22 protein-coding genes and 1 CRISPR repeat array are annotated in these 21,538 nt (G+C 43.1%); of the genes, 15 read left to right on the top strand and 7 right to left on the bottom strand.

What is annotated here, in order from left to right; translation table 11 throughout:
- Positions 1–13: 13 nt before the first annotated feature.
- The gene (locus CMAQ_RS07810; protein WP_012186561.1) at positions 14–3,151 is read left to right on the top strand and encodes a type III-B CRISPR-associated protein Cas10/Cmr2; all 3,138 of its coding nucleotides are present in this window, start codon (positions 14–16) and stop codon (positions 3,149–3,151) included.
- Complete coding sequence (locus tag CMAQ_RS07815) at positions 3,148–4,143, top strand: type III-B CRISPR module-associated Cmr3 family protein (protein WP_012186562.1); 996 nt, start codon at positions 3,148–3,150, stop codon at positions 4,141–4,143. The genes CMAQ_RS07810 and CMAQ_RS07815 overlap by 4 nt, the downstream gene beginning before the upstream one ends.
- 32 nt (positions 4,144–4,175) lie before the next feature.
- Here CMAQ_RS07815 and csa3 read toward each other — a convergent pair whose 3' ends face one another.
- Positions 4,176–4,979, bottom strand: a complete 804-nt coding sequence (gene csa3, locus CMAQ_RS07820) for a CRISPR-associated CARF protein Csa3 (protein WP_012186563.1) — start codon at positions 4,977–4,979, stop codon at positions 4,176–4,178.
- Between the two features lie 120 nt (positions 4,980–5,099).
- On the opposite strand from csa3, the gene CMAQ_RS07825 reads away from it, so the two are divergent.
- Genes CMAQ_RS07825 through CMAQ_RS07850 form a run of 6 tightly spaced genes read left to right on the top strand, consistent with a single transcriptional unit; the run spans position 5,100 to position 10,977 of the window.
- Positions 5,100–5,411 (top strand): hypothetical protein, encoded by a 312-nt coding sequence (locus tag CMAQ_RS07825; protein WP_048062757.1) that lies wholly within the window; start codon positions 5,100–5,102, stop codon positions 5,409–5,411.
- A gap of 4 nt (positions 5,412–5,415) precedes the next feature.
- Positions 5,416–6,585, top strand: coding sequence for a DevR family CRISPR-associated autoregulator (locus CMAQ_RS07830; RefSeq protein WP_012186565.1), 1,170 nt, complete (start codon positions 5,416–5,418; stop codon positions 6,583–6,585).
- 21 nt (positions 6,586–6,606) lie between these two features.
- A complete protein-coding gene (locus CMAQ_RS07835; RefSeq protein WP_012186566.1) occupies positions 6,607–7,443 on the top strand; it encodes a Cas5 family CRISPR-associated protein in 837 nt (278 codons plus the stop codon).
- Positions 7,440–8,471, top strand: a complete 1,032-nt coding sequence (locus CMAQ_RS07840) for a hypothetical protein (RefSeq protein WP_012186567.1) — start codon at positions 7,440–7,442, stop codon at positions 8,469–8,471. The genes CMAQ_RS07835 and CMAQ_RS07840 overlap by 4 nt, the downstream gene beginning before the upstream one ends.
- Positions 8,464–10,212 carry a CRISPR-associated helicase Cas3' gene (cas3, locus tag CMAQ_RS07845; protein ID WP_012186568.1) on the top strand — a complete coding sequence of 583 codons (1,749 nt, stop codon included), beginning with the start codon at positions 8,464–8,466 and terminating at the stop codon, positions 10,210–10,212. Before CMAQ_RS07840 ends, cas3 begins: the two co-directional genes overlap by 8 nt.
- A complete protein-coding gene (locus tag CMAQ_RS07850; protein ID WP_012186569.1) occupies positions 10,213–10,977 on the top strand; it encodes an HD domain-containing protein in 765 nt (254 codons plus the stop codon).
- Positions 10,978–11,681: 704 nt separating this feature from the next.
- Here CMAQ_RS07850 and CMAQ_RS07860 read toward each other — a convergent pair.
- Both CMAQ_RS07860 and CMAQ_RS10600 read right to left on the bottom strand, forming a co-directional pair.
- Complete coding sequence (locus CMAQ_RS07860; RefSeq protein ID WP_048062762.1) at positions 11,682–11,876, bottom strand: hypothetical protein; 195 nt, start codon at positions 11,874–11,876, stop codon at positions 11,682–11,684.
- A 353-nt stretch (positions 11,877–12,229) separates the two neighbouring features.
- Positions 12,230–12,664: a CRISPR direct-repeat array (repeat unit 25 nt; unit sequence GAAAATCCCAAAAGGGATTAGAAAG).
- Between the two features lie 40 nt (positions 12,665–12,704).
- Positions 12,705–13,157 (bottom strand): phosphopantetheine adenylyltransferase, encoded by a 453-nt coding sequence (locus CMAQ_RS10600; RefSeq protein WP_012186570.1) that lies wholly within the window; start codon positions 13,155–13,157, stop codon positions 12,705–12,707.
- 127 nt (positions 13,158–13,284) lie between these two features.
- On the opposite strand from CMAQ_RS10600, the gene CMAQ_RS07870 reads away from it, so the two are divergent.
- The 5 genes from CMAQ_RS07870 to CMAQ_RS07890 all read left to right on the top strand — a co-directional run bounded on the left by CMAQ_RS07870 (position 13,285) and on the right by CMAQ_RS07890 (position 18,240).
- Positions 13,285–13,524 carry an LSm family protein gene (locus CMAQ_RS07870; RefSeq protein ID WP_012186571.1) on the top strand — a complete coding sequence of 80 codons (240 nt, stop codon included), beginning with the start codon at positions 13,285–13,287 and terminating at the stop codon, positions 13,522–13,524.
- 116 nt (positions 13,525–13,640) lie between these two features.
- Positions 13,641–14,345 carry a diphthine--ammonia ligase gene (locus CMAQ_RS07875; protein ID WP_012186572.1) on the top strand — a complete coding sequence of 235 codons (705 nt, stop codon included), beginning with the start codon at positions 13,641–13,643 and terminating at the stop codon, positions 14,343–14,345.
- A 340-nt stretch (positions 14,346–14,685) separates the two neighbouring features.
- Positions 14,686–15,912: a translation initiation factor IF-2 subunit gamma gene (locus CMAQ_RS07880; RefSeq protein WP_012186573.1), complete on the top strand. Its 1,227-nt coding sequence runs from the start codon at positions 14,686–14,688 to the stop codon at positions 15,910–15,912.
- 40 nt (positions 15,913–15,952) lie between these two features.
- Positions 15,953–16,417, top strand: a complete 465-nt coding sequence (locus tag CMAQ_RS07885; protein WP_012186574.1) for an NUDIX hydrolase — start codon at positions 15,953–15,955, stop codon at positions 16,415–16,417.
- A 56-nt stretch (positions 16,418–16,473) separates the two neighbouring features.
- Positions 16,474–18,240 carry a glutamate--tRNA ligase gene (locus CMAQ_RS07890; RefSeq protein WP_012186575.1) on the top strand — a complete coding sequence of 589 codons (1,767 nt, stop codon included), beginning with the start codon at positions 16,474–16,476 and terminating at the stop codon, positions 18,238–18,240.
- A gap of 38 nt (positions 18,241–18,278) precedes the next feature.
- Here CMAQ_RS07890 and CMAQ_RS07895 read toward each other — a convergent pair whose 3' ends face one another.
- Positions 18,279–18,752 (bottom strand): PUA domain-containing protein, encoded by a 474-nt coding sequence (locus tag CMAQ_RS07895; RefSeq protein ID WP_012186576.1) that lies wholly within the window; start codon positions 18,750–18,752, stop codon positions 18,279–18,281.
- A 48-nt stretch (positions 18,753–18,800) separates the two neighbouring features.
- Positions 18,801–19,124: a hypothetical protein gene (locus tag CMAQ_RS07900; protein ID WP_012186577.1), complete on the bottom strand. Its 324-nt coding sequence runs from the start codon at positions 19,122–19,124 to the stop codon at positions 18,801–18,803.
- 84 nt (positions 19,125–19,208) lie between these two features.
- Here CMAQ_RS07900 and CMAQ_RS07905 point away from each other — a divergent pair, with 84 nt between their 5' ends.
- The gene (locus CMAQ_RS07905; protein ID WP_012186578.1) at positions 19,209–19,847 is read left to right on the top strand and encodes a protein-L-isoaspartate(D-aspartate) O-methyltransferase; all 639 of its coding nucleotides are present in this window, start codon (positions 19,209–19,211) and stop codon (positions 19,845–19,847) included.
- Positions 19,844–21,043 (top strand): glycoside hydrolase family 1 protein, encoded by a 1,200-nt coding sequence (locus tag CMAQ_RS07910; protein WP_012186579.1) that lies wholly within the window; start codon positions 19,844–19,846, stop codon positions 21,041–21,043. The genes CMAQ_RS07905 and CMAQ_RS07910 overlap by 4 nt, the downstream gene beginning before the upstream one ends.
- Before the next feature lie 16 nt (positions 21,044–21,059).
- On the opposite strand, the gene CMAQ_RS07915 is transcribed toward CMAQ_RS07910, so the two are convergent.
- Complete coding sequence (locus tag CMAQ_RS07915; RefSeq protein WP_012186580.1) at positions 21,060–21,248, bottom strand: hypothetical protein; 189 nt, start codon at positions 21,246–21,248, stop codon at positions 21,060–21,062.
- Positions 21,223–21,537, bottom strand: a complete 315-nt coding sequence (locus CMAQ_RS07920) for a DNA-directed RNA polymerase subunit L (RefSeq protein WP_012186581.1) — start codon at positions 21,535–21,537, stop codon at positions 21,223–21,225. The genes CMAQ_RS07915 and CMAQ_RS07920 overlap by 26 nt, the downstream gene beginning before the upstream one ends.
- Position 21,538: the final 1 nt, after the last annotated feature.

A 21,538-nucleotide genomic window follows, 5' to 3' on the forward strand; every position in this document is an offset into this window, starting at 1 on the left:
TTGCTAAGCTATAGTGAGCAGTATTAATTCGTTTTTTGAGAAGAAGCTGTTGGCTTTAATGCATGATCCACCCAATAAAATGTGGATGATAATTAACGGAAAAGACCATGAGAAAGAAGCTGGGAGAATATATAATGATATTTTCAAGGAGACGGGAATAAGAGAGTTTACAGGGGGTGTTCCACCATATAAGGATTATAACAACCCCACCACCAGGATTATTAAGGAAGCCGATTTGTTGGCTTCATCCTTCGATAGGTGGGTATTCCTAAAACCCAGTGGCGCCAATTACGTAGTTAAGAACATCAGGTACTTAAACATATTTAAGCCAGCCACGCACCTCAAATATGAAATAAAGAACCAGGATATTAACATTGATAATTACGTAAAGAACATAAACGACATCCTTAAGAAATTAAACAGCAACATAAAGGATAACCCAAGGGCAGTCTACAACCTACTTTACGCATTATACGAGAGTGAGTGGGTAAAGCTAGGCCTACCACCAAGCCTAGCAGACACAAGGGCACCGACACACGATGTCTTCGACCACGACTACGCAACCGTTATGATAATGAACTGGTTGCTTAATGGTAAGTTCAGCGGCTACTACGTGGTTGGTGACATACCGGGTGTTCAGCAGTTCATAATGGCGAGCAGGAAGGCGGGGGACCTATGGGCTAGTAGCTGGGTAATATCCATGACCATATGGCTCACCCTATGGCCATTGATATGGCACTACGGGCCGGACATACTGATTAGACCCACGGCGAGGCTAAACCCGCTGTATTACACATTCTTAGCGGCATCTTTAGACCTAGTAGCAGACGGTAAGGATCCTGAGGAGTCAGATAACCTATGTCTAATACTTAGGAAAGCAATTGAGTATGATATTAAACACACTAATTTAGTAAATTTAGTAATAGAACTAATAAAACCGCTATTAAAACCATTACTTCAACAAATCCAACAAGATCAACAAGAGAAATTGATAAGGAGAGTATTGAGCATCGCGTTTATAGGCGAAGCATTCCAATTAGCGCTGCCACCAATCAACCCTGAGGGAAATGAGCTAAAGAGGCTGAAGAAGGACGATATACTCAGCAAGATCAGGGACAACTTCGAAAAAGCCACCAAATGCCTAATTAATATATCCAGAGACGAAGTAAACAAGGAAGAGAATGACTATGTGAAGAGGATACTCCGGAGGGCCTTAGACAAAGGATTGATCGAGCTAAGGCTACCACTAAGGGTGGCAGTGCTAGACGTAGGCAACTTATACAGTAAGTACAGGAGCGAGAAAGGATGCCCATTGAGCGACGATGTGTTGAGGGAAATAGGCATGGACAGGGAGGCGTGCCTAGACGCGCTCTTCTTCGACTACCTAATGACCAGCAAGGACGTAATAAAGGCAATACGTGAAGAGGAAATGACGAGAATACCAACCAAGGGCGCATGGTTCGATGAACAGGGAAACCTGCTTTTCACGAAGCTTTATGACGGTGACTGGACAATAAGCACGCTAAGCCCAGATACGCCGGCAGTGATGAGGTTCGGTAAACGCTTTGAAAATAATAGGTTATGCTATGACGAAAAGACAACTAAGTGGTTAAATGAATTGCTGAACATAAACAACCCTATATGCACAAATACTGATAATAATAACGAACGTAGATTAATAAGCACGTTCAAACCAGGAGAGGCGCTGAGCCCAGTGGATCTAGCCAAGAGATTAATATATATTGGGTTAAGCGGGAAGTTAGAACTGGGCTTCGAGAGTACCGATGACGTAGCCGTGAAATACTTACATAGCCTACTCGAGTATAACAATATTGCAAATAAAGTATACCGTCGTGGTGATAAATATTGCGAGAGCTTATTGAGAGACTATATAATGAGGCCTAATCCACCCAGGGACATGGACCTAATATGCAAAGACCAAGTATGCGGAAACCCAGAACAAATAAGGAGACTGGCCAGAGACTGCGTTGAGGAATTCGGCAAAAAGGAGGAGGACAAGGGGGTCGCTGAGGAAATAATAGGTAAGTTAACCAAGGACGGGGTATTACAGGACATACACAACCTAGTGGGTAATGGGGCCGACATGGCGGTAAACGCAGTGAAGGAGCTCCTCAACTTCCACTTCATGTACGCGATAATAAGGGGTGACGGGGACTCACTGGGCAGGATTCATCGCGGTGAACTACCCAATTACTACGAATCACTACGTGAATTCTATGAGGACTTAAAAGAGAAGGCTAATGAATTGGTAATTGGTAATAAGGATGAATTCCTGAAGGACTTGGAAAACCAGGAAAAGTTACTAAGTGAGTTAGAGGAAAGATTAGAGGAAAAAGAGGAAAAGCTAGAGGGAAAAACAAAGATAAGGGTACCGGTGACTCCTGCATATAAGTTTGCAATAACGAGGGCGCTCATGGTAACGGCAATGAGGGTGCTCGCAAGGACCATGGACATATCCATGCCCGTGTACCTGGGCGGGGACGACCTATTGATTTTGTCGCCCGTGGAGGCAGCTCTGAAGATTGTTGAGGACTCCAGGAAGATATACTGGGCAGTGGATGAGAACACACCCTTCTTCCACAAGGTCAATAAGGACTACGTAATACCAGCCCTAGCAGCCTATGGGCAAAGCTACTCAATAAGGTACGCACACCTCCTCGACATATTCTCAGAGGAGTACCTAAGGGCAGGGGAACTCCTTGAGGAGGTGGCTAAGGAGGCGAGGTGGGGCGGTGATTACGAGAAGGACTCACTGGTCATAAGCCACTCGAGAACGGGCACCGAGGTCGTACTACCAATAAGGCCAGAAAATAATGGGGACAACTGGGTGATCGACTCCATAGATCGCCTAAGGACCCTATGGACAGCGCTGTTGGCAGGGCTGGTGAGTAGCAACACGCCTGAGGACTTGGACAAATACAGCGAATTATTCATGAGGGATCAACCCGACATGGGGATAATCAAGGACGTCTTAAAAACAATACTCAAAAGAAACATAAAGGTGACCGGCGAGGAGGGTAAGCAAAACGTGGCGAGTAAACTCCTGGGTGAGGATGTGTACGATGGTTACTACCACACCGTGTGGTACAACTTAATTAACTCAATAAGAATACTGAGGCGATTACCATGAGCCAGGCCCGTGAATTCCTTGAATTAAGGATAAAGCCCATAGAGCCACTACACCTCACGGCAGGCCCCATAAGGGGCATAGACCTAATAAGCGCAACCAGGGCATCATACGCACCACTACCCACAACGGTAATAGGGTTACTCGCAAACATATACTATGAAACAAATAATAAAACCCAAACCGGTAAAATCCAGGACCTAGACTGTGGGGTGGAGGATTTGCTTAAGGTTAAGGATGAGGCTGGTATAGAGGACGTATGGGGACCATTAATTGTAATAAACGGGAGGGAACACTTCCTGGTGGAAAACACGCTACTACCCGTAGAGACTCTGAAGGACTATGTAGAACTCGTGAAAATGGATAAGGAATGCCAGGGGGAGTGTTACCAAGACCTAACTAAGGAATACTACCAATTCAGGGAAATAAGCAAAGTAGGCATAGCGATTAATATGGAGACTAGAACGGTAAGGCAGGGATTCATGTACGTACAGAAGTATACATGGCCGTATAGAGTAATTAAGGATGATGAATCGGAACCAGTACCACCGGGATGGTACTATAAGTACATAATAATCATGAACCCGCAGAAGGCGGGGTGGATACGAGGTAAAATCACGTGGAACATAGGTGGTGAAGGTAGGCAAGCATTAATAGAGATGGGGAGAACAAACCAAAAACCACCACAACCCACGAAAGAAGCAATACTACTCACACCACTAATATTCACAGGGGAGAAACCATACGTGGAGGTAGACAAAATAGACCCAAACATAGGGAAAATACATGGAATATTAACAAGCAAGGGGCCAAAGATAAAAATCACAACAACATCACTAGGCTACCGTGGTAAAACTAATCAATCAGAAAACTGTAGAAGACCCATATACCCGGCACTACCGCCAGGGACGCTTGTAGAATTGAAGCAGCAGGTAAGTAAATTAGGGTTATATACGCAATTAGGGTATGGGGCAACATACCCACTCCCCCTCTAAAATACATGGGTACGTACAGTGCATAATTTATGTTACTGAAGGGTGTATTGTTTGGTTAATATTTTTCCTAAGTCGGTGGGTTTGTATATGTATGCCTTCCCCACTTTCTCATACGTTATTACCCCCTTCCTCCTTAATTTCGTTAGTTTCCTCTCAATTGATGCCTTTGATGGCCTTCTACTCCTTTCGAATTGACCATTAATTGCCTGTATTATCTCCTTTGCCTTAATCCCATCCTCCTTAGAGGTAATGATTCTCAGTATTTCATACTCCAGCTTATCCATGCTGGTTAATGCTGGTATAATCGGCCAGTGTATTATCCTCTCCCTAATTCCTGGAAAGATCCTCTTTATACTGGGACTCTCCTCCTCAAGCATTACGAAGACATCCTCAACATTAACACGAGTATACCCACCTATGGTTTTTAACGCCATGGCCAGGAACATGAGAACCACGGATAACCACCTTAAACCACCGGCAATGGCTATGGTTACTGAGGTTGGTGCCAAGGATTCCACAAGAGTCCTGAGTAATGCCACGTTATCAGCAAGGTGCCTACTCGGCGATAACCACACATCCTTAATATCCACTTCAGGTATATTATCGAGTATTATTTTTCTAATCTGATTCATCGCATCCTCCGGCTGCATCCTACCTCCACGGGGCCTTAGGTCTTCAATCCTCCTGGGCTCACTATTAACCAGTATAATGACGTCACCCGGCCCAACACCTATACTCATTATCGCTACAATAGCGTTATACGGATACATGCCCACACTCACCACTATTGTCCTCTTTAATTTCAACTCCTCAATTGATTGAGGTGAATTCACCATAGATCGAGATATATTTAAAGAAAAAGTTTATAAATCTTATCAGGAGTCTTTTTGTGGAGGTGTATGTCGCAGTCTAGTCAAGATGAGTCGCAAAAGGTAAAGACATATACCTTTGAAAATATGATTGATCTCTTAGCAACCTACGTCAGTAATAGTGAGTATGGTGTGCTCGACGCTATGGTGAATGCTCATGATATCGAAGGATCACTTAAGGCGCTCTATAACGCTGTTAGGTACGCAGTTACTAAGGGCTACATTACCAAGCCAAATGAATTATACGGTGAGGTAAATGCATTCACCGAGGCAGTCAGGAGGTATGGCAAGAGAATTATTTACGAGATCGCCATAAAGGCGCTCGTAAAGGGCTACATGAGGGCCTATGAAACAACGAAGGCTGCTAGTGAAGAGCAGGAGTCTGTAAGACAGGGGTGAGAGCATGGTCTTCGTGAGCATGGGCTTTAGGTTTAGGGTTCAGGCAGAAGCCATGAACATGGTCGAGTCATGGGGCAATTACACCAGACACAGAATAATACCTGTAATTAAGAGAGTGAGGACAAAAAACGGAGTAATTAAGTATAAAGTTCAGTACGCACCAGCAGTATCAGGGCAAAGTATTAATTACGCATTCATGAAGGTACTCACTAACCTTGCAATTGAAAGGAACTTGCCGGTATGCGATGAGTGCAAAAGATATGAATTAATAGGCGGCTTTCCGAAGAGACCAGAAATAGAGGACAATGAAGAGAAGAAGCTAATTAACGAATCCTTTGGCTACCTTAAAGTTGAGGGGAAGAGAGTATTGGAATGCGTTGTTGAGGATATAACAGGCTTTATGGCAGTTACAGAGACAGAGAGGGGTGGAAAAAGGAGAACTAAAAAGGAGAAAAACCCCGAAAAAGAGACCGATAGAACTGAGAAGGGCGCAGGCGTTAAAAGGACCGCCAAGGTTTGGTTCAGTTACTTACTACCAGACCCCAACAGCGACTTCTCAGTGGGACCTCAGTTCCACGTTAGGTTTAATAGGGAGAATCCTGACGAGCAGGCAGTAATCCAGGTTGAGTCAGGGAGTGCTATTTACACCCTCTACACCTTCATTGACGTTGACGGAATAGGCGCATACTATGAGAGGGCGAACGATAGGTATGTACTTAAGTATGTTAATAACCGCAGGGAGAGGATTAAATTAGTCTTTGACGCATTAATGCTAACCCTGAGCGGACTTCTTGGCGCGAAGCAGTCAAGGTACCTATCGATTAGGGAATCCCTTAGTGGTATTGCCGTGGTATCTAAGGTTCCATTTATGGTCTCTCCAGTTGTTTTCGGCTACGACTACGTGCAAGATACTGTAGATAGAGCAAAAATAATTAGTAAGGTAATAGTTGAAACAAGCACTGGCACTGGTTCCCAACAAGATGCCAGCTCCGAATCCACCACATCTGTGATTAAAATCTTTTACTATGATAGAGAAGGAATCCACCCAAAGGAAAGCAAGCCAGAAAAGAAAGAAAGTGAGACCTACAAGGAACCCATAGAAATAAATGAGGTATCTGGACCCGAGGACATGATCAATAAGGTTAAAGAGACAGTCCTAAATATGCTTAAATAACAAATAAAGTAGGTAATGGCTATGTACGTACTTCTCGTTAAAATCAAGTTTTTGAGCGGTTTCATGTTATTACCACCCCATGTTATTCAATCAAGCGGTTACCCAGCACCTTCACCTACTACCTTAGTTGGTGCGTTGGCCTTTCCCTACATTAAGTTAATGGAATACCCCGAACTTGAGAGTAATTACTCGACAGCTAAGTACCTACTTGACCAGGTAGTATACGCGAGTTTCTGGGCTCCTCCTTACATCACGCACCTGGATACTGTGAGGGGATTCACATTAACCTGGCAAAGACACGAGAGACTAAGGAACCTAAGTAAAATAATAGTTTGCATAGAGAAGAACATAGATTGCAAAAAAGCTGAGGAAGCAAAGGACTCGGCTTACGGTCCTCTTTCAATGCCAATTACTGTTTACGAGGGGCCTGCTTACATAGCGTACGTGGTTAAGGATAAAGATCTAGTTAGGTATGCGTACGGCATTGTCAGGATCGGCATGAAGGAGTCCCTAGTAGCCGCTGAAAAGATGTGGTTATTCGACTTGAGAAGTATAGTCGTTAGCAATATTGAGAGTGTGGAGACGCGATTTTATGTCCCAGCTAGGCTCGTGAATTCATGCAATAGGTGCGATACTTATAAAATGCCCACCCTTAATCCGCAGAACTACAGCTCTCTCGCCATTCAAGACTACGTTAGTGAAGAAGATGGAAGTAAGGTTTACGAGGTTTTCTACGTCCCGCGTAACATTGACAACATGCAAGTAAAACCTAAAGAGGGTGAGACCCTAACCCTTAGGTTACAAGCCGATAATGAGGAGCTAATGCTTATAGTGCCTAAGCAAGGGGTGATGGAATGAGTAATAACACAGCTAGTAATACGCAAGAAAGCGCAAGGAACGCCATTGAGATAAATCTATGTAATTCGTGGGAGTTCAGGCACATGAGAATCACTTGGTATGCGAGGTTTATGCTGATGTACGTAAAGGGTGATTTGGATATCTTTGACAAAGACGTAGTAAGTTCCGAGGACAGCATTCATAATACCTTAGAACAATACAACAACTTTGCTAAGAGCAATGAGTTATGCAGAGAATTAATAGTCAATGATAACGAAGATAATGAGTACATTAATCTACAGGACTTTAAGCAAACAAGAGGTAAAAAACGTGAAGAAATTGAAAGGCACGGTATCAGAATTAACCGGACTGCATCAGATGAATTCAACATTAATCTAAAGGAGTACGTGAGGGGGTTCCTAAGATCCATCGCTAGAAAGAGCGATGCATTTAGAGTAAGTTACGCATTACTTAAGGTGGCATTATGTGGTGAGCGATTAAGCCGTATTGGTGCGAACAAGCACGTAATACTGGATCTGCGTGTTGACGTGCCAGAACTTTATAGTGAGGTTTTTAATGATATACATAGATACTTCAGGAAATTTAATGGGTGGAGGGGCGAGGGAGCAAAGGGAGGGAGCAAGCCGACGCCTGTGGAGTACTCATTACTCATTTACGCCGCTTCCGTGATAGCCAGTAAGATTAGGAGTAGTGAGCCGGCGATACTTTATTACATAACTGAGAATGGGGTTGCCTCGTATGAATTAAACAACTTAATAAGCGACTTAAAGCGGTTGAGGATTTATACTTATTATAAAATGTTGATAGATAAGTATAACCCTGACGAACAAGGTTCTGATGTGTTACTGGGGTTCATAAATAGCTTGACTTATGCAATCATGGTTTACAACAGGATTAGGGATTTAGGGCCACTTTATGAGACGTTGAGGATGCTTAGCAGTGAGGAGTTAGTTAATGAGCTTGAGAAAAGAGAGATCTCAGTGCTTGAGTTTCTGCGTAATCTGTCGAAGGCGGCTTTTTATGCCTAATTTAAAACCGAGACCTGGTATAGATAAATTATTGGAGGTACTTGATAGCAAGTTAAAAGGCCACGAAAAACCCTTTATTATTGCCGAGTTACCTACCGGTTACGGTAAAACCACAGCATCTCCTTATATTTATAAGTTAGTCAATGAGTACGGCATCTCGGACCGCGTAATTCACGTACTCCCCCTTAGGGCTATAATTAGAAAGCTCATTCAGGACATTACTGATGAAGGAACATGGATCGGCAGTTTATTTAGGGAAATTAGGCTAGGCATTAATGATATTGCCTATCAAATGGGCGAATTTGTCGTAAACGTTAGAAAGGAGCCGTTTTTCGACGCAAAGTACACCTTAACGACTCTGGATTCCTTCGTCCATAATCTCTTTAAGATACCCATTACAGAGCTCTACAGAGACAAAAAGCATTACTTTATTCCGCTGGGCAGGATATTTACATCAACCGTACTTCTCGACGAAGCACACATAGCATTAGCCGCCGAATCCGAGAAAACAATCTCTACGGTAATTGCATCAATCAACGCACTACTTAGCTCGCACGTGCCTATAGTAATGATGACGGCCACATTACCGAGCAAGTACGAGAAATTAATAATTGAAAAAGTTAATAATATTAAGAAAGCCAGACCCATAGTAATAAGGCTTGGGAAGAAGGAAGAGGTTAAAAGTAACGAAATCACAATAATCACAGTCCACGACCCAGATTTCGAAAACACGTATTCCAATGTTAAGTATGTGCACGAAAAGGTCTCTAAACTCAGGATCATTGATAAGGCAATGGATGAGGTAAATAATGGGAGGAGGGTCCTTATAGTTTTAAACAACATACGTAAGGTCATAAACATTTATAGAGAAATCAGTGATAGAATTAATGACAGCGACATTGCGTTGGTACATTCTAAATTAATAGGACGAGATAGAGAAATGTATGAGAGCAGAATCAATAAGGTGAAGGTCCTCATTGGTACTAGTGCCATAGAGGCAGGCGTTGATGTATCATTCGATACATTAATAACTACTATCGACAACCCAATGTCCTTTATTCAGAGGATAGGTAGGATTTGCAGGAAGGGTCCGGACGACTGCGCCGATGGGGAGGGAAGAATATACTTGATTAATGATGATTCAGATAACCTAGAGGGGGCAATTAACTATGTTCTCACTAAGAAAATAAATTGGCGACTGCCCTATAACGTGAGTAATGACTTCATGGGCTACATGGAGTTCCTGGAAACCTTTACGGAAAAGATGGGTGCAATAACTTATGACGAAAGGCACCTAAGTATTCTCAATAGGGTGTTCATGAACATTTACATCTCAAGCAAAACATTGAATGAGCTACTTAAGTTAACTAGGGGGTCTTTGCTCAGGGAGCCCCTGATAAATGTATTCATTGGTGACCTCAATAAGCCATGTAGCGATGTGGGGATCAATGAATTTTTAGAGCGGTCATTTACTATAGACTTAAGTGAGGTGGTGTTAAATAAAAGTGGATTCTGCGCAAAAATGAAAGAGTGCATGGTGGGGATTGGGATACTTGAGAATGATGTATTAAGCTGCAGTTACCTTACTAACGACTCTGAAGACTTTAAAAAGAGTCTCTGTACTGACAACGTTTATAACATGTTCTTCAAACTAGTTGAGAAATATAAGGCACCATTAGTTATAATTATTAAAGATGAGTGTTACGAGGAAGGCATAGGCTTCAAACTCCACGGTGGTTAAATGCCTTGCTGGGCCTACTACCCTAAGCAAGACATGGGGGACCGCGAGAAGCCTGAGGAATACTACTTACACATTAATGACATAATTGACTATATGAGTAAGTCACCCTTGTTAAGCGCTATCGTGAAGAAAATAAAGTACATAACCAATATAGAGGAGGAATTCATTGTAGACTTTATACTATTAAGCGGATTGTTCCACGACATTGGGAAAACGATTATTCATTACCAGAAAAACCCCGTGAACTTCAGTGGCCATGAAGTCGCAAGCATGGTGTTTGTGTACCATGCACTCATAAAGATAGGCTTACTTAAGAGCAACGACATTATCAAGAAGTTAATGGAAAGTAGCAACACCGGTAAGAAGGAGTTATACGCAGCACTCACCCTGGTACCAATATTCCTACACCACTATGCATTCGGGAACTTTAACGAAAGAATCAAAAAGGGTCTAGAGCTAGTAAACAATAAGGACGACTTTAGAATCTACGATGATTGCAAAGACGAAATCGAGAAAACCCTTAAGTACATAAATGAAATTATAAAAAGTGAAGAAGCAATCAAGGTAATCAAGGCAGCTAAGGAATTAATAACAACAAATGACCTCCACATAGTAATTCACAAACTAGATGACCAGGTCGAAAAAGACCTACCCTACTTAAGTTCAGACAGCATCAACCTCCGCATTGCATCAACCGTACTTTCATTACTCAATGAAGCAGACGGCAGGGTATCCATAAAAAACCGCCGCAGAAACCCTAAATGAATTCAGAACTCTAATCTCATGATTACGTATATCACACTTGATATATAAATCCTTTTAAGTGCGGTTCTTAATCCTGGCCTCCCTGTAACTTAATACCTTATGCTCTTGCATACCCTAGCCCTATGGATCTATTTTGTCTACTCCAGTATTGTTATGGTCTTTATTACTTCCTTCATTATTGTTACTGGGGATGGTCTTGTGAATGTTATATAGATGGTTCTTGATGTGAACACCTTCATGGTCCTCTTCACGTTTTCCATGATTCCTAGGTTTATGGCTATTATCCTGTGCCTCCTTATGCCTATTAGCTCTGTGTTTATTGCGATTCTTTGGCTATCTCCTTAGATTTATGTTCTTCACGATGCCTATGTATTCATTGCCCTTTTCCTTACTATTATTTCTTTAATTTGGTTAATATTTCGCTTATTGTGTTCATAGCATTAATTACGAACATACTGAGACTTAGGTAGAGTATGTACCTTGATCTGAATTTGAATGCTGCGGGTCTGTAGTCCATGATCCAGGTTATCAATGCACCATATGTCCCGGCCTCGTCCTCTACTATGTTCATTAATGCTATCCTAGCTCTGGCATTATTGATTATCAACTCGTGGTTTTTAGTAAACCGCTTCATAAGCGCATCCCTAGCCTTCTCACTTATCGTGGTTACACTGAATGTATATACTTGCCTTGGATTAAGCTTATTATTTAGTCAGTTCTTCTTCCCTATCCATTATTGGCGTTATGTATAGGTGCTTCCTAGCCCTATGGTCTATGTTTATCCCATTTCCGCTCAGTGCCCTTGTTATTAATGCATTTAGGAATAACCCATGCCACTTAGCAAACAACACAGGAGACTCTGGGATGAATCCCACAGTCACCTTGTAAAGCTTAACCACATACATTAATCAAACCCCTAATAATAAGCGTTCTCAATCATGGATAAGCTAAGCCTTAATAGAAACAGGCATTGCAATCGAATATATTCACAGTGGTTGTGTTGGTTTGTGGTTTTATTCTTGTTTGTGATTCCTGTCTTCTTTCATTGAGTCAAATATATACTCTATATATTATCATCGGCACAGTTTCATTATCATTCTTCATTTCTTTCAATTAGCACAACCATTAGGGGGCTTCATTACATCATCAGCACAGGAATGTGAGAGCACAGAATAGCAGAATGGTTGTGCTAATGATAAACAAAACAGGCAGTAGAGTAAAACTTAAAAACCCTAAAAAAGCTGATAACTCAGAAAATCCCAAAAGGGATTAGAAAGTATTGCATAATCAAGCAATTTAGCATAACCCCATCCGCTTACGAAAATCCCAAAAGGGATTAGAAAGATATTGGTATCATTGAGTTCACCAATACGTTTTATAACAAGTGACCTGAAAATCCCAAAAGGGATTAGAAAGGTCAGGTGGGTTGATAACCAATTCAAGCCCATAGATATACTTGAGAAAATCCCAAAAGGGATTAGAAAGTGTTTCCGAAGGCGTTGCTCCACGTTAGGTACCCGTTGATAATCGTAAATCCCAAAAGGGATTAGAAAGCATGTAGGGGATAGATCCCTATGCACCCCGATTATATCAAGTAAATCCCAAAAGGGATTAGAAAGTGCATTATGAGGGCGTCCGCTATTAAACCGTGGCCTGGGGTTAGAAAATCCCAAAAGGGATTAGAAAGGCATGGGGTGTAGCTGATATATCAGAGAATCTCAAAAGGATTAGGTGGTTAGTTTACTTCTTATTAGGGTGCTTGAGAGTTTTACTCCGTAGCCGTCCTTAATTATTGGTATTGATATGATTACTAGTGGGTTTAAGCCGTTCTTGATCCTAATGTTATTTATCTCGAATGCCCTGGGTAGTGTTTCTAGGCTGACAACTATACCGTCTATGCTGTTGTCTGATACTGCAGGGCCGTATGGGTCGCTTATCTTTGATATGATTACCTTATCCTTATCAGTCTGTAGTTCTCTTGTTAACATTGTTAATAGTGCTTTAACCCTTTCTTCAAATGGCTTAACCTTATAGGACTTATACGATTGGGCGAATTCATCGCTGGTGACGCCGATGAGTATTCTTTCACCGTACTTAACAGCTGTGTAGAGTATCATAATGTGTCCACTGTGTATTGTGTCGAATGTACCACCCAGTGCGATCTTATGGAGCCTTAACATAATTCTCTAAATTCAATACGCCGCCTCGGTAATATTAACTTTATGCGTATTCATCATTAACCCGTTTATTAGGTGATGTGCTTTAGCTGGAACAAAACTTATTAAAAACCTAAACTAGGGCAGCATTATGGCGAGTAGGTGTATGAAGTTCGTTCAAGACGAGTTAAGCTCAGTGGTGGGAAGCACGGTGCTGGTTAAGTTAAGGGATGGTACAACCATAAGGGGTACCTTGAAGAACTATGACCAGCACATGAATCTACTGCTGGATGACACAGAGGAGATAATAGACCCTAAGACATCCATTAAGAGGGGTATGGTTGTGATAAGAGGGGACACTGTTCTCTTCGTATCGCCAATAACAACATAGTGCTTGAAATGCATGCAGGAAGTTGCAGGTATTATTCATTATTCGGAGGAGCATCTATTCATGGGTACATTACGGGTTACTGGATGTTGATTAAGTGATTAAAGCGGAGATAATGAATGCGCCCCATCTGTGCCCTATTCTCAGGGGGTAAGGATTCAACCTACGCCATTCATTGGGCTATTATGCATGGATTCGACGTTAAGTGCCTGGTTACCTTAATGCCCAGTAGGGAGGATTCCTGGATGTTCCATAAGCCAGCTATTGAGTATACTAGGCTTCAGGCAGAGTCCATGGGGATTAGGCAGATAATTGAAGCCACCAGTGGGGTTAGGGGTGAGGAATTAGTTGACTTAAGGAGGGCTTTAAAGAGGGCTATGGATGAATGCGGAGTCACCGGTGTAGTTACTGGTGCATTACTCTCAGATTACCAGAGGATGAACATTAACATGATTTCCGAGGAATTGAAGATAAAGGCGTACTCCCCACTTTGGAGGAAGAACCAGGCTAAATACCTCATGGAGCTTCATGATGCTGGTCTAAGATTCATAGTAACCTCAATAGATGCATACGGCCTCAACCCGCGATTACTGGGTAAGGTTTTAGATAAAACGGACATAGAGTACATTATTGAATCAGCGCAGAGATACGGCTTCAACCCAGCCTTTGAGGGGGGTGAGGCGGAGACCTTCGTTGTTGATGCCCCATTATTCAGGAGAAGCATTAAGGTAAGGGGTTATGTTAAGAGGGTTGGGGAGTATTCGTGGAGATTCATAATAACTGATGCATTACTTGAAGGTAAACTACCTCACCTTGGAGGGTGAGGCTTCCTGCTTCATTACCCCACCTTAAAAAGACTGGGCTTGCGTTATTTTTATAAGTCACAGCACCTTTAGGTTAACCCAGTCCCCCGTGATTTAATTTAAGGTGATTTAAGTGAAGAACATGACACTGTGTAGAGTAATGCATATGCATTACTGCAATTGCTTACGCATTCCCCCTAGGTACCTTGGCTCTAGGCATGACTCCCCAGGGTTGCTTTCTTATCCTAGTGTTGAATTATCCTCCTCATATAGTGAATTCTAGTGTTGTGAATGATTTAGAAGTAGGGAATGGGGTTAGGTAGGTTAAAGTTTTTAAGGTAAGCATCATTGGCTGATTGAAATGCAGGAATACACTTACCCGGATTCAATAGTGATAACGGCTGGTCACGTTGACCATGGCAAGACAACGGTAGTTCAAGCACTCAGTAGTGAGTGGGTTGCTAGGCATAGTGAGGAGATTAAGAGGGCTATGACGATTAAACTGGGTTACACTAACGTTGACTTATATGAGTGCGGTGGGGAGTATCCAATAGTCCCCATTGGGTTAATTAAGGATGGTAAATGCCCAGACGGCTCTGAGGCTAGGTTCGTTAGGAGAATATCAATACTTGACGCCCCCGGTCATGAGGTCTTGCTCTCAACAATGATTAGTGGGATTTCATTCGTTGATGGTGCGTTAATGGTTATTGACGCCTCAATGCAGGCTCCGCAGCCTCAGACTGAGGAGCATTTCATAGCGTTAACAATAATGGGTACTAAGAGCCTTGTTATTGCTCAGAATAAGGTTGATTTAGTTAATAGGGATAAGGCCATTGAGAATTACATGCAGATTAGGGGGTTCATAAAGGGTACTTGGGCTGAGGGGGCGCCTATAATACCGATATCGGCGCTTCACAGGGTTAACATTGATGCCTTAGCCTCAACATTAAATAACGTGATTAAGCCTAAGGCAATTGATTTAAGTAAACCACCAATAATGTATGTTTTAAGGAGCTTTAACGTAAACAAACCCGGTACACCACCAAGTAAACTAATGGGTGGTGTAATAGGTGGTACACTGCTGCAGGGTAGGATTAGGGTTAATGATGAGGTTGAGATTAGGCCAGGCCTTAAACTTGGGGATAAATACATGCCGATTAGGACTAAGGTGGTTAGCATAGCTATTGGAAACCAGTTAATTGAGGAGGCTAGGCCAGGTGGATTAGTGGGTATTGGTACGTTACTTGACCCAGCATTAACCAAGGCAGACGCCCTAGTGGGTAGTGTTGTCGGGGAACCAGGTAAATTAGCCCCAGTCTACGGGAGCATTGACATTGAGTACCATTCAATAAGCAGAAAAGGCATAGATTCATCACTTAAGGTTGGGGAACCGGTAATGGTTATCATTGGGTCAGCCTCAGTAATGGGTATTGTAAGGAGCTTCAAAGGCGACTCAGCATCAATAGACCTCAGGAGAGGTGTCTGCACCCAGGAGGGGGCTAAGTTAGTTGTCATTAAGCAGGTAACCGGGAGGTGGAGGATTGTTGGCTGGGGTAAGTTAAAGGGAGGTAGGGTGCTTTTAGATTAACCTATCTTAAGCTTATTAACCCTGATTAAGCTAAGCATTAATGAGCAGGGAGTACCCCAAGTACCCCTTAGTTGGTGTTGGGGCAGTGGTGATTAATAATGGGAAAATACTACTCGTTAAAAGGGCTAATGAACCAGGTAAAGGTAAGTTAAGCATACCCGGCGGCATGGTTAATGCAGGCGAGGACCCGGGTGATGCAGCTGTTAGGGAACTTGAGGAGGAGACTGGGCTGAGGGGTGTGGTTAATCTGCTTCTCGGGGTTTACCAATACGTGGAGCATGATGATAAGGGTAACGTTAAGTACCACTTCATACTATTGGATTACCTCATTAATGTTAAGGGTGGTTCACTTAAGGCATCAAGCGACGCCGCTGAGGCTCTCTTCATTGATTTAAATGAGGCATTAAACATGAATTTAACGGAAACCACCAGGGAATTAATCAACGATATTTTATCTAAGGGAATTAACCCATGTGTGGGGTCAATGAGCATTATTAAGCGTTAACCAACCCCCACCTTTTTAAGGGGGAATCAGCAAGTGGTTAAGGACGGTGATTAAGAGTGGAGAATGCTGTTAGGGATTTAGCCCTTAAGCATGCATTAATTAATGCAGTTAAGTTCAACGGTAAGGCTGATGTTAAGGCAGTTGTAAGTAAAATCTTCGCCGATAACCCTGAATTAAGAGGTAATGCAAAACAGGTAGTGGAGGTGGTTAAGGAGGTGGTTAACTACGTTAACTCACTGACGTTGGATGAACAGAGGAGGATACTTGAGGAGAAGTGGCCTGAGGCCCTCGGCGCCAGGAGAACTGTTGAGGAGAAGAGGGGGGATATTGAGTCCCTACCTGAATTACCTGATGCTGATAAGTTAAGTAAATTAACGTTTAGGTTCGCCCCAAACCCAGACTTCTACCTGCACCTGGGTAGTGCTAGACCAGCCATAGTTAATTACGCCTATAAGCTTAAGTACGCTAATAAGGGTAAGGACTCGAGATTCATCCTTAGGTTCGAGGACACTGACCCCAGGATAAAGAGGCCGTTATTAGATGCATATGATGCCATTAGGGAGGATTTAAGGTGGCTTGGGGTTAAGTGGGATGAGGAGTATATTCAATCAGATAGAATGAGCATATACTATGAGTACGCCAGGAAGTTAATTGAAAATGGTGGCGCATACGTGGTTGCTAAGGGCAGTGGCTGTGAACCTGATGATTGGAAGAGGCTTAAGATTGAGGGTAAGCCATGCCTAACCAGGGAGGCTGAATCATCCAGGAACCTTGAGTTATTCGATAAGATGCTTGAGGGTGCGTTTAATGAGGGTGAGGCCATTGTGGCTGTTAAAACCGATTTAAGTAGCCCAGACCCAAGTATTAGGGATTGGGTAGCCTTCAGGGTAATAGATGCTCATAAGTACCCTCACCCAAGGGTTGGGGATAAGTACATTGTCTGGCCTACATACAACTTCGCCGTGGCTATTGATGACCACTTAATGGGCATAACCCACGTGCTTAGGGCCCAGGAGCATAGGGTTAATACCGTTAAGCAGTACTACGTGTTTAAGGCCTTTGGCTGGGAGCAACCATACACAATACACTTCGGTAGACTTAAGATAGAGGGCTTGAAGCTGAGTAAGAGTATTTTAAAGAAACTTAACTTAACTAAGGATGACGTAACATTACCAACACTGGCCGGTTTAAGGAATAGGGGGATTACCCCTGAGGCAATATGGAGTCTAATACTATTCGTGGGTATTAAGGAGACTGATGCTACAATAAGCCTAAAGAACCTTTACGCCTATAATAGGCGTGTAATAGAGCCGTTAGCCAATAGGTATATGTTTGTTAAGAACCCGGTTAAGCTTAGGCTTAGGGGTGTGGGTGATTTAATTGAGGCTAAAATACCCATGCACCCCTCATACCCTGAAAGGGGGATTAGGGTAATCAAGATTACTGGCGAGGGGGGTTACGCCAATGTTTACGTTCAGGCCAGTGACGTTAAGCCTGGACTGGTGGTGAGATTAATGGGGCTGGGTAACGTCAAGGTGATTAACGTTAGTGGTAATGAGGCTGAGGCTGACTTCATAGGCCAGAGCGTGGAGGATGCTAGGAGAAGTGAGGCACCAATAGTGCAGTGGGCGCCTCCAGATGCCGTTAATGCTGAGGTAATAATCCCGGTTAATGTTGGTCAAGTAACCGTGGATAATGGTCTTGCTGAACCAGCTGTGGCTAAACTGGAGCAGGGTACGGTAATGCAGTTCATAAGGTACGGTTTCGTTAAACTCATGGGAAGCAGTAATGGTAAATTAAGGCTAGTTTACATACATGATTAATAACCCCTGGAGTAATCATTACTTAACGCGTAATCATGCTACTGCTCCTGCCCCTTAATTACCTTAACATGATGCCTAGTCTTAACCATAAACCCCCTATCCACGGTTTTAGCCTCTTCAGGCATTATTAGAAGCCTACCCACACCCACTACGTTGCCTTCCTCATCAATAATGGCTGCATCCATGTTTTGAACAACATTCCTAACCTCAATAACCCCCTTAACTGGAACACTCCTACCCTGCTTAACGTACTGGGCTGTTTCATCATTAACCTTAATCCATGAATCCAATAATGATGCCCCGTAGAGGGTTGGTATTAGTAATCCATCACTAGCCCTAATGCTGAAGGCTACCTTACCATTAACGTAAACATGCTTAATCCTCCTTAAGGCATCATAGTACTCAACCTCAATATTCATGCCACTTAACCTACTGGCAACCCCCCATCCATACACGTAGGCTATTATTGCGAGAGCCCTATTAACCAGGAACCTGCTTCTAGTCCTAACCACAGGGCCGCTTAAACCATGAGTATTTAATACTTCCCCAATGCCTAAATCCTACATGAACCGGGTTAAATCACTCCTCCTACTACCCTTAACTATAGCTTCATAGAGCCTACCCGCAAGCTCAATCCACTTTAACTCATCCTTAATGGCCCATGATACTATTAGTGAATTATACTCACTCAGCATTTTAAGGAAGTCAACCCAATCAATACCCTGAGCCCTCAACTCCCCCTTCCAGGAGTTCCAAAGGTACTTGGCTAACTCATTACCGAACCATATGGCGAAGTTACCGCAACCAGGTCCACTGCAGGTGCTCATTCTCTTCTTAATCCTATCCTTAATATCAAGTGGCTCAGGGGGTATATTCTCAGTCACGATTAATAATACCTTACCCTGGTAATAAATCTATGGTTTAAGTAGTGTGTTATGTTTATTTAGGATTACTGAATTAGTAACCACGTGGAGTTGAATGAGTTTGAGAAGGCCAGGAGAAGGCTTGTTGATGATCTTAAGGCCGACGGCATCATAGTCAGTAGGGAGGTTGAGGAGGCGATGTTAAGTGTACCAAGGCACTTATTCGTACCCAATTACATTAGGCATTACGCCTACCAGGACACACCATTAACCATAATGAGGGGGCAGACGATAAGCGCCCCCCATATGGTTGCAATAATGTGTGAATTAATTAAACCCAGGAGAGGCATGAGGATTCTTGAGGTTGGTGCTGGAACCGGTTACCAAGCCTGCGTATGCGCTAGGGCTATTGGTGATGGTGTCGTTTATAGTGTTGAAATAGACCCATACATTGCCTTATACGCAACCGTGAATATTATTCACGCCGGCTTCAGTGGTATGGTTAAGGTGTATCAGGGTGATGGTAAACTTGGGTTACCTAAACACGCACCCTTTGATGCAGTGTTGGTTACAGCCGCAGCATCCACTGTGCCTCAACCCCTCCTGGATCAATTAACCATGGGTGGTGTATTGGTTATACCGCTTAAGGAGGATGGTTACCAGAAGCTTTACGTAATTGAGAAGGGTAAGGAGGGGTTTAGGAAGAGATTTATAACCTACGTATCCTTCGTTGACCTAAGATGAGTAAGTTAAAGGTTCCAAGCGGCTTCATGATTGGTGCAGCGTTATCAGCCTACCAGGTGGAGGGGAATAATGTTAACGCCGACTGGTGGCATTACGAGGGGGAGAGGTTACCTAGGAGTGGTTCAGCGTGTGACTTCTGGAATAGGTATAGGGGTGATATTGAGTTAGCTGCCTCACTTGGATTAAAGGCGCTTAGAATATCCATAGCCTGGGATAGAGTCATGCCCAGTGAGGGTAAGGTTGATGATGAGTCAATGGATAGGTACGTGGATATGATTAAGGAGATTAGGGGCCATGGTATGGAACCCGTAGTAACCCTCCACCACTTCGTTAATCCAATGTGGTTCGCAACAAGGGGTGGTTGGGTTAAGGAGGATAATGTGAAGTACTTCCTGGACTTCGTTAAGTATGTTGCTGATTCAGTGGGTGATAGGGTTAGGTTCTGGTTAACCATTAATGAAATCAACCTATACCCAATACTAGCATACCTACTGGGTGTCTTCCCACCCTTCATAATGAACATGGAGTACATGTGGAAGGCCTTGATGAATCTACTTAAAGCCAGTGATAAGGCCTATGAATTAATCAAGAAGCCGAGTAATCAAGTTGGGTTAATAATACACATTATGCCTGCTAGGCCGGCTTCAAGAATATCCATAACGGATTGGGGATTAGCCATGGGTATGAATTACGTGTTAAACAAGATGATAGTGAACACTCTAGCTAAGGGCAGGTTACCTAATTGGCTTGGTGGCGGGGAGGTTGGTAAACTGGATTACGTTGGGTTAAACTACTACACTGTGGCTAAGGTTAAGTTTAATCCATTAACCATGGGTGAATTAGTGACCTCTAGGCAGAGTCAAAGGGGTTGGGTTATTAACCCAGGTGGCTTGAAATGGGCTATTAGGCTGGTTAGGAGAATAGGGAAGCCAATAATGATTACTGAGAACGGCATAGCCACGGATAATGATGAGGACAGGATAAGCTTCATTGAGAAGCACTTGGCAATAGCAATTAAGGAGAAGGTACTGGGTTACCTATACTGGAGTCTCCTTGATAACTACGAGTGGGAAATGGGCTATAATGCTAAGTTTGGTTTAATTGAATGCGACCCAGTGACCTTAACCAGGAGGCCTAGGGGAAGCGCCTACTTCCTAGGTAAATTAGCCAGCGGTAACCCAATTACCTTGCATTAATCCAGTCGTAATGGGGTTAAGCTATTACGCGGATTAACTCAGCCTCAGTGGATTCACCAAGGTAAGTATTCACTGAAACCTCCTTATCACTTATCCTCTTAGCAATGAATTCAACACCATTAGCCTTAAGCACCGCGGCGCACCAATCCGGGCTGGGTTCAATGAGGTAGACCTTAGGCCTATTGCCCCTTCTCAGCCTCCACATTACCAACCCCCAGTTGAGGCATTAACTTACCCTCCAATTCCCCTATATCATTAAGTATCCTGTTAACAGCATCCTCAAGCACCTTAAGTGGATCCTTACCCTTAGTCCTAAGTTTAAGAGTAATATTCCTAAGCAGTGGGTGATCCATATCAAACGTCGCGAATTCAACCTCAGGATCCTGTAGAATATAGGTTAAGAGTGGTGACATGACTGTGTAATCCTCACCCTCAACAGTAACCTCCATGTAATCACCACTCAACTTAATGCTCTTAACCTTAATCCTAGGCATT

The organism is Caldivirga maquilingensis IC-167, from assembly GCF_000018305.1.
Taxonomy (GTDB): domain Archaea; phylum Thermoproteota; class Thermoprotei; order Thermoproteales; family Thermocladiaceae; genus Caldivirga; species Caldivirga maquilingensis.